At 35.3% G+C, this 18,190-nt stretch carries 14 protein-coding genes; 4 read left to right on the top strand and 10 right to left on the bottom strand.

The genetic code is table 11. From position 1 onward, the window contains the following. Positions 1 to 113: 113 nt before the first annotated feature. The 4 genes from abc-f to HMPREF1135_RS03420 all read left to right on the top strand — a co-directional run bounded on the left by abc-f (position 114) and on the right by HMPREF1135_RS03420 (position 3,829). Positions 114 to 2,042 carry a ribosomal protection-like ABC-F family protein gene (gene abc-f, locus HMPREF1135_RS03405; RefSeq protein WP_007592018.1) on the top strand — a complete coding sequence of 643 codons (1,929 nt, stop codon included), beginning with the start codon at positions 114 to 116 and terminating at the stop codon, positions 2,040 to 2,042. A gap of 1 nt (position 2,043) precedes the next feature. Beyond that, on the top strand, positions 2,044 to 2,256 hold the full coding sequence (locus HMPREF1135_RS03410) for a hypothetical protein (RefSeq protein WP_007592019.1): 213 nt from the start codon (positions 2,044 to 2,046) through the stop codon (positions 2,254 to 2,256). Positions 2,257 to 2,409: 153 nt separating this feature from the next. Next, positions 2,410 to 3,003, top strand: a complete 594-nt coding sequence (locus HMPREF1135_RS03415) for a type IV toxin-antitoxin system AbiEi family antitoxin domain-containing protein (RefSeq protein WP_007592021.1) — start codon at positions 2,410 to 2,412, stop codon at positions 3,001 to 3,003. Beyond that, positions 2,996 to 3,829, top strand: coding sequence for a nucleotidyl transferase AbiEii/AbiGii toxin family protein (locus tag HMPREF1135_RS03420; RefSeq protein ID WP_007592023.1), 834 nt, complete (start codon positions 2,996 to 2,998; stop codon positions 3,827 to 3,829). The genes HMPREF1135_RS03415 and HMPREF1135_RS03420 overlap by 8 nt, the downstream gene beginning before the upstream one ends. 70 nt (positions 3,830 to 3,899) lie before the next feature. On the opposite strand, the gene topA is transcribed toward HMPREF1135_RS03420, so the two are convergent. From topA to HMPREF1135_RS03470, 10 genes are all read right to left on the bottom strand, one after another. After that, complete coding sequence (topA, locus tag HMPREF1135_RS03425) at positions 3,900 to 5,978, bottom strand: type I DNA topoisomerase (protein ID WP_007592026.1); 2,079 nt, start codon at positions 5,976 to 5,978, stop codon at positions 3,900 to 3,902. Positions 5,979 to 5,990: 12 nt separating this feature from the next. Then, positions 5,991 to 7,106: a DNA-processing protein DprA gene (gene dprA / locus HMPREF1135_RS03430; RefSeq protein WP_007592028.1), complete on the bottom strand. Its 1,116-nt coding sequence runs from the start codon at positions 7,104 to 7,106 to the stop codon at positions 5,991 to 5,993. A 9-nt stretch (positions 7,107 to 7,115) separates the two neighbouring features. Next, entirely contained in the window at positions 7,116 to 8,630 is a 1,515-nt protein-coding gene (locus tag HMPREF1135_RS03435) for a YifB family Mg chelatase-like AAA ATPase (RefSeq protein ID WP_007592030.1), read from the bottom strand. 54 nt (positions 8,631 to 8,684) lie between these two features. After that, the gene (gene galE / locus HMPREF1135_RS03440) at positions 8,685 to 9,752 is read right to left on the bottom strand and encodes a UDP-glucose 4-epimerase GalE (protein WP_007592033.1); all 1,068 of its coding nucleotides are present in this window, start codon (positions 9,750 to 9,752) and stop codon (positions 8,685 to 8,687) included. A 110-nt stretch (positions 9,753 to 9,862) separates the two neighbouring features. After that, positions 9,863 to 11,041: a phosphoribosylaminoimidazolecarboxamide formyltransferase gene (locus HMPREF1135_RS03445; RefSeq protein WP_007592034.1), complete on the bottom strand. Its 1,179-nt coding sequence runs from the start codon at positions 11,039 to 11,041 to the stop codon at positions 9,863 to 9,865. Next, positions 11,041 to 11,742 carry an IMP cyclohydrolase gene (locus HMPREF1135_RS03450; protein WP_007592036.1) on the bottom strand — a complete coding sequence of 234 codons (702 nt, stop codon included), beginning with the start codon at positions 11,740 to 11,742 and terminating at the stop codon, positions 11,041 to 11,043. The genes HMPREF1135_RS03445 and HMPREF1135_RS03450 overlap by 1 nt, the downstream gene beginning before the upstream one ends. Positions 11,743 to 11,750: 8 nt before the next feature. After that, positions 11,751 to 13,112, bottom strand: a complete 1,362-nt coding sequence (locus HMPREF1135_RS03455) for an ABC transporter permease (protein WP_007592037.1) — start codon at positions 13,110 to 13,112, stop codon at positions 11,751 to 11,753. Beyond that, a complete protein-coding gene (locus tag HMPREF1135_RS03460; RefSeq protein ID WP_007592039.1) occupies positions 13,113 to 14,855 on the bottom strand; it encodes a COG1361 S-layer family protein in 1,743 nt (580 codons plus the stop codon). A 5-nt stretch (positions 14,856 to 14,860) separates the two neighbouring features. After that, positions 14,861 to 15,538, bottom strand: a complete 678-nt coding sequence (locus HMPREF1135_RS03465) for an ABC transporter ATP-binding protein (protein WP_007592042.1) — start codon at positions 15,536 to 15,538, stop codon at positions 14,861 to 14,863. Between the two features lie 155 nt (positions 15,539 to 15,693). Further along, positions 15,694 to 18,183, bottom strand: a complete 2,490-nt coding sequence (locus tag HMPREF1135_RS03470; RefSeq protein WP_007592044.1) for an ATP-dependent Clp protease ATP-binding subunit — start codon at positions 18,181 to 18,183, stop codon at positions 15,694 to 15,696. Positions 18,184 to 18,190 lie beyond the last annotated feature (7 nt).

Consider the following 18,190-nt stretch of genomic DNA (forward strand, 5'->3'; position numbering starts at 1 on the left):
ATTTTATTAAGTTTTTGAGCATATAAAGGCTTCATTTGTATCATGAATTGTCTTGCATTTAAGCATGTATTTAAGCTATACTTATGTGGATTATATGACTAAGGAGGCAAATTTTGATTTTAAATGCTACAAATATCTCAAAGTCTTTCGGAAGCAATGAGATAATAAAAGATGCAAATTTTTTAGTCAATGAACATGAAAAAGTTGCCATTGTCGGTGTAAACGGTGCCGGAAAAACCACACTGCTAAAAATACTTACAGGTGAGGAACATGCCGACAGCGGTAATGTTATACTTGCAAAGGATGCAAAACTCGGATACTTAAGACAGATAAATAATGTAGATTCCACATTAAGTATTATAGATGAGCTATATACAGTTATAGAGCATATCCTTAACATGGAAAAGAGAATGTTAGAGATGCAGGAACAGATGCAACATCTTTCAGGCGAGGCACTTGAAGAGTTATATTCTTCATATACCGCTCTTACTCACAGTTATGAGCTGATGGACGGATATGCCGCAAAGAGTAAAGTTATCGGTATTTTAAAAGGACTTGGATTTGATGAAAATGATTTTGACAGAAAGATAAATACATTATCAGGAGGTCAAAAAACAAGAGTATTCCTTGCAAAACTGCTTTTAGAGGAACCTGATATTATATTACTTGACGAACCTACAAACCATTTGGATCTTCGAAGTATAGAATGGCTTGAATCCTATCTGCTAAACTATAAGGGTGCTGTTATTATAGTATCACATGACAGATATTTTCTTGATAAGATAGTTAGTAAGGTCATAGATATTGAAAACGCCGAAGTCCAAATGTATTCCGGAAACTATTCAGACTTCTCCGCAAAAAAGCAGATGCTTTTAGATGCCAAAATGAAGGAATATTTGAATCAGCAACAGGAAATAAAACATCAGGAAGCTGTTATTACAAAGCTTAAGCAATTTAACAGAGAAAAGTCGATAAAACGAGCCGAGAGCCGACAAAAACAGCTTGAAAAGATTGAAAGAGTCGAAGCTCCAAAAACTCATATAGAAAATATGAGACTCTCTTTGGATATTTCAAAAGAAAGCGGTAAAGATGTGCTTACAGTACATGATTTGTCAAAGAGTTTTGATGAAAAGCATCTCTTTTCAAATATAAATTTTGAAATAAAAAGAGGGGAAAGAGTCGCTATTATAGGTGATAACGGTACAGGAAAGACTACCCTCCTAAAGATTATAAACGGACTTTTAACTCCTGATACCGGTGAAGTAATCTACGGTTCAAATGTTTCCATTGCGTACTATGATCAGGAACACCAGGTACTTCATATGGACAAGACTTTATTTGATGAGATTTCAGATACTTACCCTGAGATGAACAATACTCAAATAAGAAACATACTTGCAGCTTTTCTTTTCACAGGTGAGGATGTGTATAAAAAGATCGGTGATCTTTCAGGTGGAGAAAGAGGCAGAGTATCTTTAGTTAAACTTATGTTATCAAAAGCAAATTTCCTGCTTTTGGATGAGCCTACAAACCATTTGGATATTCTAAGTAAGGATGTACTTGAAAGTGCCTTAAACAGTTTCCCGGGTACTATTTGCTATGTATCACATGACAGATACTTTATCAATAAGACCGCAACAAGGATTCTTGATCTTACAGGAAACAGATTACTTAACTATATAGGAAATTATGATTACTATATTGAAAAAAGAGAGGCGGTAGAAGGTGCAGCCAATCTTTCAAATAATAATATAGAAGAAAAACCGACGGAGATCTCAGATTCAAAACAGGAATGGATTGAAAATAAGACTGCACAGGCTCAAAAAAAGAAAGTAACAAATGCCTTGAACAAATGTGAAAAGGAAATAGAAAAACTTGAAGAAAAACTTGCTCTTATCGATGAGGAATTTTCCAATCCTGAGATTTCCTCAAATGTAGGTAAGCTTATGGAACTGCAAAAAGAAAAAACAGCTCTGGAAGAAAAGCTTGAAAAGCTTATGAACGAATGGGAAGAACTGACTTTAAGTCTGGAGGAAAATTAATATGAAAATGAAAAAGTTTTTTGCGATAATAATCTTACTTTTACTTATATTCAGCTTGATCTCAACTGTTCTTGTTGCAATATTCTCAGACAATATCAGATTGCTTTTTGTATTCTTGTTTATAGATATTGTAATGCCTGTAATAATATATGCATATCTTGTAATAACAAAACAGATAAGAAATCTTGATAGAAAAGATGATGATAAGGAATAACAAAGCAGCTATAATAAAGTATTCATTTTAAATTTGAGAGTGTGGCTTAAATTAGTCCCACTCTTTTTTTGATATCCAGGGTTCCATTTTTGTTGCATTTGTGCTTATCAAACGATATAATGTAAGCATAATTACAACAAAACAGAGGATACTATGGATTATATAAATAAAATAAAAGAAAAATTAAAAAATAACGGCGGTGTAATAACAAGTAAAGAGTTTACAAGGTCTAACATACCTACTATTTATCTAACACGGATGGTTAAAACAGGTGAATTGATTCGCATAGATAGAGGAATTTATATAAATTCAAGTGGTGATTATGATGAGTATTCTTTTTTTCAAAATAGATATACAGTAGCTATTTTTTCTTATGTGTCCGCCTTATATCTTCAGGGATTTACAGATATAATTCCACTTGAAATTGAAGCCACAGTATATAAAGGATACAATAAACATAGAATAAACAGTAACGTTAGAATTCACTATGTAAAGAAAGAAATTTACGATATGGGTATAACAGATTGTCAAACTATGTTTGGAAATACTGTAAAAGTATACAATTTAGAAAGAACTATTTGTGATCTTATTAAAAATAGAAATGAAGTGGAAACAGAATTACTTTCCAAAACTCTTAACAGGTATATTAAATATTCATATAAAGATTTAAATAGACTCTATGAATATTCTAAAAAAATGAAAATATATGAAAAAGTAAAAAAAATTATGGAGATTCTCTATGAATAAAGATAAACTTAGATCATTATGTCAAAAGCTTTCAAAAGAAACAGGACTCAGTTTTAATTTGATACAAACACACTATTTTTTAGAGAGTATTTTAGAAAAAATATCAATAAGTGATGAGAGTAATAATTTTATTTTTAAAGGTGGATTTCTACTTTCTAATGTAATAGGAATAAGGCAAAGAAGTACTGTCGATATTGATTTTTTGATAAGAAAATTCACGCTTACAGAGGAAAATATAAAGCAAAGATTTGAAAAAATTCTTAGCAGTGGGTATGATAACGGAATCACTTATACAATTCAAAAAATAGAAGAAATCCGTAAAGAAGATGAGTATGGAGGATTTAGAATTACAGTTCTTTGTAGTCTCGAAAATATTAGACAGATTATTCCTCTTGATATAGCAACCGGAGACCCGATAACACCAAGTGATATATCATATAATTATAAAAGCATTTTCAGTGACAGTTTATTTAAAATATGTGCATACAATATAGAAACTATTCTTGCTGAGAAAATTCATACAGTTTATTATAGGGGAGTATTTAACAGTAGGAGTAAGGACTTTTATGATATTTATATTTTATACCGCTTGAAAAGCGAAAAAATAAACTATGATATGTTAAGAAATGCATGTCAAAATACTTTTAAACATAGAAGTACAGATTTTATAATTGACAGTATTATAAATCTAATATCCAAATTAAAATCGGAAAAAGATATTAGAATAAGATGGAAAAACTATCAAAGAAGATTTAGATATGCTGAAGAAATCAGCTTTGATGAGGTAATAGATACAGTAATAGAAATGGTCGAAAAAATAAAATAACTTAGAATGTAAAGTATTTGTATGTAAATAAACGACCGGCTTATTAAGTCGGTCGTTTAACTTTAAATATTTATTCTTCTTTTGGCTTATTCTCGGAATATCCGCATTCTTCATTCATACAAAGGAGCTTATTTCCTTTTTCAACCATATATGAGCCGCATTTTGGACAGGCTATAGAAGAAGGCTTATTCCATGACATAAAATCACATTCAGGCGCATTGCTGCAACCATAGTATATTCTGCCTTTCTTTGTCTTCTTTATTACTACTTCACCGTCACATTTAGGACATTTCACTCCTATTTTTTCAAGATACGGCTTTGTATTCTTACATTCGGGGAATCCCGGACATGCTAAAAACTTTCCGTGCGGACCATATTTTATAACCATGTTTCTTCCACAGTTTTCACATATCACATCTGTAACTTCATCGGCAAGCTTTACATTTTCAAGCTCCTTTGAAGCCTGCTCTACTGCCGACTCAAGATCCGGATAAAAGTTTGATACAACAGTTTTCCAATTTACACTTCCGTCACCTACAGAATCCAGTAACTGCTCAAGATTTGCCGTAAATTCCTTATCCACTATGCTCCCGAAATAGTTAACCATCATAGAGTTTACAATCTGTCCAAGCTCTGTAACATAGAGATTTTTTTGCTCTTTAACAATATAATGTCTTGCAAGAATTGTAGTAATAGTAGGTGCATATGTTGACGGACGTCCTATTCCCTGTTCTTCCAATGCCTTTACAAGACTTGCTTCCGTAAAATGTGCAGGCGGCTGTGTAAAATGCTGTACATCCAAAAGCTTTTCAAGTTTAAGTTCATCTCCTACCTTAAGCTTTCCGATAACAGCATCCGAACTTACCTTTTCTTCATCATCGTCAGTATAAACACTCATAAATCCGTCAAATACTATTTTTGAGCCTGACATGGTAAAGATATAATCTCCTGCACTGAGCTTCACTGAAGTAGTCTTATACTTTGCATTTTCCATTCTGCTGGCAACAAATCTCTTCCATATAAGCTGATACAGTCTGAAAAGCTCTCTTGGCAAAGATTCTTTAACCATTGCCGGAGTAAGATTCACATCTGTAGGTCTTATAGCCTCGTGTGCATCCTGAACATTATTGTTATTTGTCTTTGTAACAACATTTTTTGAAACATATTCAGGTCCATAGCTTTTATCTACAAACTCTCTTGCAGCGGCATCTGCCTCGGCAGCTATTCTGGTTGAGTCTGTACGCAAATATGTTATAAGAGCAATTGTTCCCTTACCCTTTACTTCCACACCTTCATATAATTGCTGTGCAAGCCTCATTGTCTTTTGAGTTGAATAGTTTAACTTTTTGCTGGCTTCCTGTTGCAAGGTAGATGTTGTAAACGGAATCGGAGCCTTCTTTACTCTTTCACCCTCATTTATCTCTGAAACCACATATGAAGCACCCTTTAATGCCTTTAATATTTTATTCATCTCTGCTTTATTGTTTATGGTAAGCTTACTCTTTTTACCATAGAACTTGGCATTTACAGCCTTTTTTGAGTGCTCGGTCAAAAGCTCGGCTTCAAGAGTCCAATACTCCTCAGGAATAAACTCATCTATTTGTGCTTCTCTGTCACATATCATTCGAAGAGCTACAGACTGCACTCTACCGGCAGACAATCCTCTTTTTACCTTTGCCCAAAGTAGAGGGCTGATAGAGTATCCCACCATACGATCCAATACTCTTCTCGCCTGCTGCGCATCCACAAGATTCATATCCAGATTTCTTGGATGCTTAATAGCCTCTTTTATTGCATTTTTTGTAATCTCATTAAAACTGATACGAAATACCTTTTTTTCACTGTCCTCAAGCTTTAAAGCCTTTGACAGATGCCAACTGATTGCCTCACCCTCACGGTCAGGGTCGGTTGCAAGATATATTTTATCAGCTTTTTTAACGTCTTTTTTCAGTTTAGCAAGTAACTCGCCCTTGCCTCTTATGGTAATATATTTCGGTTCAAAGTCATTTTCAACATCAATACCCATTGTGGATTTAGGCAAATCTCGCACATGCCCGTTTGACGCCGTAACTTCATACCCCGAACCTAAATATTTTTTTATGGTCTTTACCTTTGCAGGCGACTCCACTATCACTAAACTTCCAGCCATTTTAACCCCTTACTAACTTAATCTCTTACAATAATAATTTGATGATACTTGTACGATAAAACCTTCCAATTCAAGTAATAAAAGTGAGCTAAGCACTTGAGAGATATCTAAAGCGCTTTCTTTGATTATGTCATCTATATATTTCGGTTTTAAATCAAGGCAACTATAAACCTTTTTATCATTCTTTGCAAGTATATTAGCGTTTTTTTCATTATATACTTGAATTTTTTTATCAACATTAAGATCAAGTGCTTCCAAAATATCCGTAGGTGAGGTTATAATACCGGCACCGTCGGATATCAATTTATTACATCCAAGACTCATACAATCTGTTATTCTTCCCGGTAGTGCAAATACTTCTCTCCCCTGTTCTATGGCATGTGTTGCCGTTATAAGTGAACCCGACTTAAGTCTTGCTTCTATTACTACAGTAATATCCGCCAGACCTGAAATAATACGGTTTCTTATAGGAAAATTAAACTTTAAAGGATTTGTTCCCAAAGGAAATTCAGATATAACACCTCCAAAGCCTTCACTACATAACTTATTGTATAGAGTAAAATTGCTATCAGGATAACATACATTTACTCCTGTGCCAAGTACTGCATAAGTTTTTCCTTTAGAAATAACAGCACCCTCATGTGCCATACTGTCGACTCCAAGCGCCATACCGCTTATTATATCCACATCATTGGCAGCCAGTTCCTGTGCAATAAACTTTGCCATTCCAAGTCCATATTCACTTGCACCTCTACTGCCCACTATTGCCACGCTCTTTCTCTGCCTTGGAATATCACCTTTTACAAATATGCCGAAGGGATAATCTCTTAAATCCAAAAGCTTTTTGGGATAATCATCTTCAAACGGAAGTATAAATTTTATTTTTCTTTCATCTAAAGACATATATTTTTCATGTAATTCATTTAGTTTGGTTTTTAATCCTAAAACAGCCTTAATTTGCTTTTCACTTAGTTTTACTTTCATCTTTAAATTTTCAAAGTTCATTTCAAAAATACTGTATAAAGGTTTAATGTTCTCATATATAGCACGCTTTGAAGCATAACCGAGCTCTGCTAAACTTGACAGAAAAAACATTGCTTCTCTGTCTGAAATATTATTTATCTGCATATTTCCTCCTTACCAATATTTATCTTCTAAAGAGCGATATGATATAGCCTCACATATATCATCATGCTCAATATTTTTATGTTCATTAAAATCTGCAACAGTTCTTGCAACTTTTAATATTTTATGAAGTCCCCTTACACTCATCTTTTTCATCTCATATAAGTCAGATAGGAAAATATCATCACTCTTTTTTAAAGCACAGAATTTATTTATAAGACCTGCCGGAATTTCTGAATTGTAAGAAAACCCATAATCTTTATATCTGTTCAGCTGTATCTGCCTTACTTTTTCTATGTAATTTTTTATTTCCTCGCTGCTTATATTTTTAAAATCACCTTTAAGCTCCGCATATTTTATCAGCGAAGTCTCAACAGTTATATCTATTCTGTCAAGTAAAGGTTTTGATATTCGTGACAGATATTTTCTTACCTGAGCCTCATTACAACTGCATTTACTTCTGTCAGGATAGTAGCCACATTTACACGGATTAGTAGCCGCAACCAGCATAAAATCTGAAGGATATTCAATACTTGCATTTACTCTTGAAATACTTACAGTTTTATTTTCCATAGGCTGCCTAAGTACCTCTATCGTATTTGTCTTAAATTCAGCCAGCTCATCTAAAAATAATACACCCTTATGTGCCAGAGAAATTTCACCTGGCTTGGGTATCCTTCCACCTCCTGAGAGTGCCTGGGGAGAAACACTGTGATGAGGATCCCTGTAAGGTCTTATCTTTAATACCGGTTCTTTTGAATTAAGCAATCCACATACGCTGTATATCTTTGAAACTTCCAAAGCCTCTTCATCGCTCATATTGGGCATTATTCCGGGAATCCTTTTGGCAATCATACTTTTACCTGTGCCTGCAGGTCCTATGAACAATATATTATGTCTGCCTGCAACAGCAATCTGCACAGCCCTTTTTAGTAATATCTGTCCGTTTACATCCGAAAAATCACTGTATTCTTTTGTTTCCGGGATTTGTATTTGAATATTTTCCGAATAAGTTTTTTCACCGTTTAGAATTTCAATCAGATCTTTTAGATTTTTTATACCGTAATTTTTAATACCTGTAACTATATTTGCCTCTGCCAGATTATCATATGGAAGAAATACATTTTCAAAGCCGTTTTCTTTTGCAAATATAACAATCGGCAGTATGCCTCTTATAGGAAGTAATTCACCGCTCAGTGAAAGCTCACCTACAAAGAGTGATTTGTTTAATATATCGGATTTTATTGTTCCAAGGGCTTCAAGAATTGATATGGCAATAGGTAAATCATAGCCACAACCTTCTTTTTTGATTTCTGCGGGGGATAGATTTATAACGATTTTTTTGGGATAAAAAGAATATTTAGAATTTTTTATTGCGGTCTTTACTCTGTCTGCCGCCTCTTTGACTTCACCGGATAGAGAACCTATTAGAATAATTCCCGGCAGACCGTCACCAATATCGGTTTCACAGCAGACATGAAATGCATTGATACCTAAAAGACCTGCTGTATGTATTTTACTAAGCATAATCTCCTTTATAAACCGCCTTACGGAAAACTCCGTAAGGCAGATAATTTATATTTATTTTTTAATAACTGAACCGTCTTTTCTGACTACTATATCAGAGTTCTCCTCTTCAAATCCGTTCGGATTTGCCTTTTGCCATCTGAAAGAGTCTCTACACATATCTTCAATATTTTTCTCAGCCTTCCAGCCAAGCTCTTTAAGCGCAAGTGAAGGATCTGCATAACAAGCAGGTACATCGCCTGCTCTTCTGTCTTTAAATACATAATTGATTTTTAAATCATTTACTTTCTCAAATGCATTTATTACATCAAGTACACTGTATCCTATACCTGTTCCAAGATTATAGATATCCACCTTTCCCGGATCTTTCATCATCTTTTCAAGAGCCTTCACATGTCCCTTTGCAAGGTCAACAACATGGATATAGTCTCTTACACATGTACCGTCCTTGGTATCGTAGTCATTTCCGAATACTCCAAGGCATACAAGCTTACCAACGGCAACCTGTGTGATATAAGGTAAGAGATTGTTTGGAATGCCCTTAGGATTTTCACCGATTCTGCCTGACTCATGTGCTCCTATAGGATTGAAATATCTTAAAAGCATTACTGAGAACTTTTCATTTGCAGTATGCAAATCTGTAAGGATTTGCTCAAGCATTCCCTTTGTTCTTCCATATGGATTTGTTATAACACCGAGAGGTGCATCCTCTGTAATAGGAACAATCTTAGGATCTCCATATACTGTAGCACTTGATGAAAATACTATCTTTTCCACTCCGAACTCTCTCATTACTTCACATAAAATAAGAGTTCCTGTAATATTATTGTGATAATACTCAAGCGGTTTATATACAGACTCTCCAACCGCCTTTAATCCTGCAAAATGTATAACTGCATCTATATTATTTTCTTTGAATACATTTGTAAGAGCCTTTTGGTTCAACAAATCGACTTCATAGAAACGTAAAGACTTTCCGGTAATCTCTTCAACTCTCTTAAGTGATTCCTTTGAAGAATTTACCAAATTGTCCACTACAACCACTTCATAACCTGCATTCAACAATTCAACACAGGTATGACTTCCGATATAACCGGCACCACCGGTAACTAATATTGCCATAACCCCTCCATAATATCCGGAATATCAATAAAAACTGTTATAAACCTATTGATTATTTAAATTTTATAATAAAATATATATTAAATCAATAAATTTTTTCAATAATATGCTTAATGATGGAAAAGCCTTATGCCTGTGAATGCCATGGTGATTTTATATTTATTACAACATTCTATAACCGCATCATCTCTTAAAGAACCTCCCGGTTGTGCAATAAATTCCACACCGCTTCTTTTTGCTCTTTCAATATTGTCACTGAACGGAAAGAATGCATCCGAACCAAGGCTTACACCCTTTAGATTCTTCAGCCAATCTCTCTTTTCTTCCCTTGTAAATTCATCCGGTTTTTGTGTAAAGATATGCTCCCACATTCCTTCGGTTAAAAGCTCCTCAACGCTGTTATCACCTATGTAAACATCAATTGCATTATCTCTGTCCGCTCTTTTTATTCCCTCTTTAAAAGGAAGATTAAGCACACATTCAGCCTGCCTTAAAAACCAGTTGTCCGCCTTATTTCCTGCAAGTCTTGTACAATGTATTCTTGACTGCTGCCCCGCTCCTATACCTATTGCCTGTCCGTCTTTTACATAGCAAACGGAATTTGACTGAGTATACTTTAAAATTATTAAAGATATAAGCAGATCAAGTTTTGCACTCTCAGGCAAATCTTTGTTTTTTGTCACAATATTTTCAAGCAGGCTCATGCTTATATCCAAATCATTATGTCCCTGTTCAAATGTAATACCGAAGACCTGCTTCTTTTCCGATTTTGCCGGAATATAGTTTTCGTCTATTTGAATAACATTATATTTTCCGTTTTTCTTTGCTTTAAGTATTTCAAAAGCTTCATCACTGTATCCCGGCGCTATTACACCGTCAGATACTTCCCTCTTTATAAGTAAAGCGGTTTCTTTATCACAAACATCACTCAGAGCGATAAAATCACCGAATGATGACATTCTGTCCGCACCTCTTGCTCTTGCATATGCACAGGCCAGAGGTGAAAGTTTTTCATCCTCCACCCAATATATCTTCTTTAAAACATCATCAAGCGGAAGTCCTATTGAAGCGCCTGCAGGTGATACATGTTTAAAGCTTGTTGCGGAAGGTAAAGAGCTTACTCTTTTCAGCTCTGAAACAAGTTGCCACCCGTTTAAGGCATCAAGTAAATTAATATAGCCCGGATTTCCGCTAAGTACTTTTATGGGAAGTTCCTCACCGTTTTCCATAAAAATTTTTGCAGGTTTTTGATTTGGATTACAGCCATACTTTAAAATCAACTCTTTCATTACATACCCTCCAACTTATTCTTTATAACCTGTATATATTCACCGGTTTCCAAATTTATATACCTGACTGCCAAAGATATTTTATTTTCCGAATCAAGAGAGTTCCAAAGTTTATCGCTGAATTCATCTATATCTCCTGTTATCTGTATCTTTTTCGGTTCACCTTCAAAACTTTTTAGAGGATCCAAATTTTCTTTATAGGTATGAATCAAAAATCCCTCACCTGCTTTTACATTGTCATAATTATAGAAAAATCTTAAAGTCCGGTTTTCATCCCCTTCATCACTCTTTAATATAGAAAGTTTAAGTTTAAGTCTGTCTTTTAATTCAATAAGTCCTGATATTCTCGGTGTAAAATTCGGTGCATCAGGTTCAAAAGTTCTTGTATACAGTGCATCTTCAAAGCTTTTACCGGTCTTTAAATATTCATAAACCGTGTCCGTTTGATCACCGTTTGTTACTATTACACTTTTATCACATACTCTTACAGGAGAATAGATAATTAAAGACGGATCGCCAAGCAGACTTTCATCAAAAGCCTTTGTACTTATATCATCACCATGTACTTCAAATATTCTGTTTCTTGAATTTACACTTCTCCCCATGATGAAATAGGCAAAGACGGCATTCTTACCGTCATCCGACTTTCCAAGTACAATTCCTCTACCCGGGTACTCTAATTTTGACAGATACTCAAACATAAAACCTCCTAATCGTTTCTAAGTGCAGTTAGCGGACTTAACTTCATCGCTCTTAAAGAAGGGAAGAAACCTGCCAGCATTCCTATAATAACCGCAAAAATAATTGCTGATATTACAAGCCACGGCGGTATTCTTGATATATTTCCGTCTACTCCGGAAACAGCCACCGCCACTCCAAGAGCATTGATTACAATTGAAATAATAAAACTAAAAATAACTCCGGTAAAGCCTCCTATAAGTCCGATAGCACCCGATTCTATAAGAAACATATCTCGTATACGATTCATATCACAGCCTAAGACCTTCATAATTCCGATTTCTTTGGTTCTTTCATATATACTCATCATCATAGTATTTGCAATACCTATAGAAGCAACAAACAATGACACGGCTCCGATACCGCCAAGTACCATCTGAATCATATTTGTAGAGGCTTTACTTTGTTCAATCCACTCCATTTGAGACTCGGCCTGAAAACCCATATCTGTGATTTGCTTTTGAACTGTCAAAACATTTTTCATATCATCCACATATATCTTGGCGGAATCATATACCAGATACTTTAACGGCTTACCTTTCTTTGTTGTAGGTTGATTGGGAATAGGTTTGTTTTTATAGACTTTCTTAAGCATTGCCTTTAAAGCGTCTATATTACAATATATTCCGAAACTGAAATTATTGTAACTGTCATAATCATCCAATAAAGCACCTCCCTTTACCACACCTGCAGTATCTATAATATACTTCTTTGGCGGCTTAGGTGCATTCTCCCCTCCGGCATTTGCCTTATCATAGGCTTCAGTGTCAAAGATAACAAACATGGGCTTGTTGTAGTCCACATTTGGAAGCTTGTTAGTCTGATAAAATGATTCATTGGGCTTTTTAGGATTCTGAAAATCTTTAATAACAAAATTTCCATATACAAATTCAAGGTTTTTCTTATCTGTAGGAATATGACCGCTTTCAAGTTTTATTTCAGCCATATATTCTTCATTTACTCCGTTTATTTGAGTGTTTTGCATATAAGGTCCCTGCATGATAATTACATAAGTTGACAGCACCGGAGATACTCCTTCCACATGCTCTATCTTTGAAAAAGTTTCAATAGTATCATCCTTTATACGCAAGGGTTCCGTCTTTTTGTTTGATGAATCATCTTGTCTGTTGTATGGAACGGTAACATCTATAGCTTTTAGTGACCCCGACTGTGCGATGCTCTCTTTATTCAATTCATCCAGTCCGATACCGAGTGAGAGCATAGTCACAACGGAAGCCGTACCTATAAGTACACCCAGTACGGTAAGTACAGTTCTAAGCTTTCTTCTTTTCAGGTTTGAAATACTTAATTTAAGTAAATCAAGCAATTTCATTTACATCTGCTCCTTTTTTGATTTTCTTTTCTTCAATATCAAAGCACTTGCTATAATAACAGACGATAAACCTCCTCCGATTATAACAGGTAAAGGATTAAATTCCCTGTTTTCTTCTTCGGGTATTTGCTGATCTGTTATATCAAAATCAGTTTCCGCCTCTTCGTTTACATTCAGGATAAAATCTCTTGTTTCCTCTGTAATATTTCCGTTTTCATCTTCATAGCTTATAGTAAGGTTTATCTTACCGTCATCTGCAGTTACTGCTTTACCTGTCAAATTTACATCCACATTTCCGCTCTCACCAGGCTTGACATTTCCTATATAGGCTTCATTCTCCTTTATTGAATCCGCCTTAAACTTTGCCATAAGATTATAAAGAATTACCTTTCCGGTATTATTTATCTGAAATGTAATATTTGCATCATCACCGACGCTTATACTGTCAGGGTTGATTTCAAAGCTTCCGATATTCATCCTTGCAACCTGTCTTACAGGTATATCTATACTGACCTTATCAGTTGCATTTTTATACTCCGGTGAATCATACTGCTCATTTATTGTAATGGAATATGACCTTTGATCCACACCTGCCCTTGCACTCATCTTAAGTCTAAGCTCGGTGGTTTGATTTGCAGGCAGAGAATTCACTGCATGAGAACTTGATCCCTCCTCCATACTGAATACCGCACTGTCACTCGCCTTTTCAGATTCCAATGTGAATAAAATATTGCTGGCAGCTACACTTGCAGAAGCATTTTTCATTACAATAATCAAATCGAAAGTTTCACCGGCAAATACATCCTTGGGCTCCGTTCTGTAACTGTCTACTACTATTCTTGCCTTTGTTCTGTCATTCGGATTAAATTCTCCCGGTGAAGTGGTTGTTTCATCCTTTTCTTTATTTTGTATATGCACAAAGAATTGCTCTTCAGTCTTTTTTATTTCACCTTCTGTAGAATTACGGTATGTGATTTCAAGCTTTATCGGATAATAACCTGTATAGGTATTTTTTTGTATTGCAAAACTGTAATCAAGGCTTGTAACTCCTCCGCTCTCAATCTTATCAAAATGTCTGTCATAGTTGGCATCATTTATTTCAAACGGAAAAACCGTATTGTCCTTATCCATCACCATATGAGCAGTAACATCAAAGGCTGTAAGCTTACCTGTATTTGCAAGATTAAGACCGAAGTTTAATACATCAGGATATTTGCCTCTGGGTGTTGACTGTCCTTCACCTAAAGTAAACTCCACATCCTTTACCGCTTCCGATTCACTGCTGTCGGTTGTGGCGGATTTTTGAATATAAACATTTATATATTCCTGTATACCTCTTCCACCTTCTTTGTCATCTGCCAGATAAACAGGAATACCGTAGTAACCTTCAGGAATATCTCTTCTTACTCTTGCTGAAATAGTAATACTTTTTTTCTTACCCTTACTTATCTTTCCTACATGCTTTCTGTCTGTAGTCTCGGATGTAAGTTCAAAAGGAAATTCTATATTTTCATCCTCTTCATCATCATAAGCTATACCTGCCCATGCATCCGCATAGTCGGAACCTGTTTCAACATAAAATGTTACACTCATCATTTTACCTGTTTTTCCGACAGGTATCTTATCCTGATGAAATACATTATTGCTTTCTATGTTTCTTAACTTTGCAAATGATTCTACCTGCGGAATAATGACCATCAAAAGAATCATCACAATTCCAAAAATTTTCTTTACACCGTTCATCTTAACTATACCGCCTTTCCATCTACTATTCTGATTTGTCTGTCTGCAACATTAGCTATATCATTATCATGTGTAACCATAATAAGAGTTTGATTTTCCTCTTTTACAATCCGCTTCATCAGCTCAAGTACTTCAGCCGTAGTCTTTGTATCCAGATTTCCTGTCGGTTCATCTGCAAAAATTATTTTCGGCTGCATAGCTAGTGCTCTTGCTATTCCTACTCTTTGTTGCTGACCTCCGCTCATAGCATTTCCGTTTTGATATATCTGTTTTTCAAGACCCACCAAAGTCAGATATTTCTTAGCCGTTTCAATCCTTTTCTTTACATCAACACCTCTGAATACCAGCGGTAAAGCCACATTGTCGAGTGCATTCATCGTCGGTAACAGATTATATGATTGAAAAATAAATCCTACATTGTTTCGTCTGAATGCCACCAATTGGTTTTCTTTAAGCTTTTCAAGATGAGTTTTGCCGATTATTATCTCTCCCTTAGTCGGTTTTTCAAGTCCTGCCAGCATATTAAGGAGTGTAGATTTTCCGGAACCTGAAGGACCTACTATCGCCACGAACTCTCCCTTATTTATAGTAAAATCCAAGCCGTCAAGGGCATGTACTATATTTTCTCCCGCTTTATAGAACTTATAAAGTCCTTTTACTTCAATTATTATATCATCCATCATACTCACCCTTTTATAAATACGATATACTTCTATGTACATTCTATCATAGCATATATTTTGTGTATTTATCTTTTTATTTTTGAATTTTTTATGTTTTTATTAAATATAAAAAAGCCGACTGATAAATGTGTTCTACAAATATCAGTCAGCTCTATTTATTGATTTACAAGCTCTTTTACTTTATTTTTCTTAACAATCGGTTTAAATACAAGTTCTCTGTTTTTATCCTCACCTTTGCAATCCACCTTAAGAGAGTCTCCCTGCTTTACATTTCCAAGAAGTATCTGCTCAGCCATCTTATCCTCTATCTCATTTTGCAGAGCTCGCTTTAACGGCCTTGCACCGTATTTCTTATCATAACCCTTATCAATAAGGAATTCCTTTGCCTTTTCTGTAAGTTTCAGATTCATCTGCATCTGCTCGGAAAGTCTGTTGTTAATCTCCTTAAGCAATATGTCCAAAATTTCTTTTAAGTTATCACGTGTAAGTTGATGGAATACTATAGTTTCATCAATTCTGTTTAAAAATTCAGGTTTAAACATCTGCTTCACTTCATCCATAACATTACTTTTCATTGCTGAATAGTCTTTTTCATCATCGGAGTTTGAAGCAAATCCGAGATGTTTCGGCTCTACTATTCTCTGCGCTCCTGCATTTGAAGTTAGAATAATAACCGTATTCTTAAAATCAACAGTTCTGCCGCTTGAATCTGTAATATGTCCGTCATCAAGCACCTGTAAAAGTATATTGAACACATCAGGATGAGCCTTTTCAATCTCATCAAAGAGTATTACCGAATATGGATTTCTTCTTACCTTCTCTGAGAGCTGTCCACCTTCATCATATCCTACATATCCGGGAGGTGATCCTACCATCTTTGAAACCGAATGCTTTTCCATGTACTCACTCATATCAACACGAATAAGTGCACTTTCAGACCCGAACATGCTGTATGCAAGAGCTTTTGAAAGTTCAGTCTTACCGACACCTGTAGGTCCTAAGAACAAAAATGAACCTATAGGTCTTTTCGGATCTTTAAGACCTACTCTGCCTCTTCTTATAGCTCTTGCTACTGCATTAACCGCTTCTTCCTGTCCTACAACCCTTTCATGTAAAACCTTCTCAAGATTATTGAGTCTTTGAGAATCGTTTTCTGTAATCTTCTTTACAGGAATTTTTGTCCAAAGTGCAACAACATCCGCAATTTCATCCTCGTCTACAACAAGCTTTTTATTTCTCTTGTCTTCAATCCATTTGTCACGCAGTTTATTTTGCTTTTCTCTGAGTTTTTCCTGCTTTTCTTTTATTTCACCGGCTCTTTCAAACTCTTCGGCACTTACGGCATCCTCTTTTTCTTTTTCCATTTTTTCAATTTCAGCTTTTATTTCCTTTATCTTTTCAGGCTCCATATAATTGCTGATTCTTGTCTTTGAAGCCGCCTCATCTACAAGATCTATTGCCTTATCCGGCAAAAATCTGTCTGAGATATATCTCTTTGACAACTTTACGGCACTTTCAATTGCTCTGTCTGTAATGGATACCGCATGATGTTCTTCATACTTGTGTTTAAGACCCAGAAGTATCTTAGTTGCATCTTCCAAAGAAGGCTCTTCAACTATTATAGGCTGGAATCTTCTCTCCAATGCTGAGTCCTTTTCTATATGCTTTCTGTACTCGTCTATAGTGGTTGCACCTATAAGTTGCAACTCACCTCTGGCAAGTAAAGGCTTTAAAATATTTGAAGCGTCCACCGCTCCTTCGGCGCCTCCTGCACCGATAATAGTATGAAGCTCATCAAGGAAAAGTAATACATTTCCGGCACTTACCACTTCATTTATTACTTTCTTTATTCTTTCTTCAAATTCACCACGATATTTTGAACCTGCAATCATAGCAGGAAGATCAAGTGTCACAAGTCTTTTATCAAGCAATGTGTCAGGCACTTCCTTTGATATAATACGTGATGCCAGTCCTTCAACTACAGCAGTCTTACCGACTCCCGGCTCACCTATAAGTACCGGATTGTTCTTGGTTCGTCTTGATAAAATCTGCATAACTCTGTTTGTCTCATTATCTCTTCCGATAACCGGATCAAGTTTTCCTACTCTTGCAAATTCTGTAAGATCTCTGGAATATTTATCAAGTGTAGGGGTTGCAAGTGAATTTGACTTATTGCTTGTCCTTTCATAGTTTTCCCTTCGCTCAGTCTCTTCACCCATTGCAGATAAAATTTCCATATAAAGTTTTTGAATATTTATATTCATTGTCAAAAGGAGCTTATGTGCAATACATGCACTGTCCTTTATTATTGCAATCAAAATATGTTCCGTACCGATAAGTGCGGATTTATATCTTGTGGCTTCTCTGTATGCATTTTGTAATACACCGATTGCAAGCGGTGAATAATTTTGCCTGCTCTCTATAGCCACATTATAATTTGAAACTATAAGTTGATCTATTAAATTTAATATTTTTTCTTCCGTTATTCCGTTTTTCTCAAGTATTTTAGCTGCAACACCGCTTCCTTCTTGTACCAGACCAAGAAGGAGATGTTCGGTGCCGACATAATTTTGCGATAATTCTTTAGCAGCCATTTCGGCATACTTAATCGCCTCCTTTGCTTGAGATGTATATCTTTCAGCCATTAATTTC

Origin of the sequence: Lachnoanaerobaculum sp. OBRC5-5 (genome assembly GCF_000296385.1) — a bacterium.
GTDB lineage: Bacteria > Bacillota > Clostridia > Lachnospirales > Lachnospiraceae > Lachnoanaerobaculum.

Excerpts from the sequence above, each read along its gene's own strand:
- HMPREF1135_RS03435 (WP_007592030.1), bottom strand. The coding sequence starts at position 8,630 with ATGCTTAGTAAAATACATACAGCAGGTCTTTTAGGTATCAATGCATTT.
- dprA (WP_007592028.1), bottom strand. The coding sequence starts at position 7,106 with ATGCAGATAAATAATATTTCAGACAGAGAAGCAATGTTTTTTCTGTCA.
- HMPREF1135_RS03410 (WP_007592019.1), top strand. The coding sequence starts at position 2,044 with ATGAAAATGAAAAAGTTTTTTGCGATAATAATCTTACTTTTACTTATA.
- HMPREF1135_RS03450 (WP_007592036.1), bottom strand. The coding sequence starts at position 11,742 with ATGTTTGAGTATCTGTCAAAATTAGAGTACCCGGGTAGAGGAATTGTA.
- HMPREF1135_RS03470 (WP_007592044.1), bottom strand. The coding sequence starts at position 18,183 with ATGGCTGAAAGATATACATCTCAAGCAAAGGAGGCGATTAAGTATGCC.
- HMPREF1135_RS03445 (WP_007592034.1), bottom strand. The coding sequence starts at position 11,041 with ATGAAAGAGTTGATTTTAAAGTATGGCTGTAATCCAAATCAAAAACCT.
- HMPREF1135_RS03460 (WP_007592039.1), bottom strand. The coding sequence starts at position 14,855 with ATGAACGGTGTAAAGAAAATTTTTGGAATTGTGATGATTCTTTTGATG.
- HMPREF1135_RS03420 (WP_007592023.1), top strand. The coding sequence starts at position 2,996 with ATGAATAAAGATAAACTTAGATCATTATGTCAAAAGCTTTCAAAAGAA.
- topA (WP_007592026.1), bottom strand. The coding sequence starts at position 5,978 with ATGGCTGGAAGTTTAGTGATAGTGGAGTCGCCTGCAAAGGTAAAGACC.
- HMPREF1135_RS03465 (WP_007592042.1), bottom strand. The coding sequence starts at position 15,538 with ATGATGGATGATATAATAATTGAAGTAAAAGGACTTTATAAGTTCTAT.
- galE (WP_007592033.1), bottom strand. The coding sequence starts at position 9,752 with ATGGCAATATTAGTTACCGGTGGTGCCGGTTATATCGGAAGTCATACC.
- HMPREF1135_RS03415 (WP_007592021.1), top strand. The coding sequence starts at position 2,410 with ATGGATTATATAAATAAAATAAAAGAAAAATTAAAAAATAACGGCGGT.
- HMPREF1135_RS03455 (WP_007592037.1), bottom strand. The coding sequence starts at position 13,112 with ATGAAATTGCTTGATTTACTTAAATTAAGTATTTCAAACCTGAAAAGA.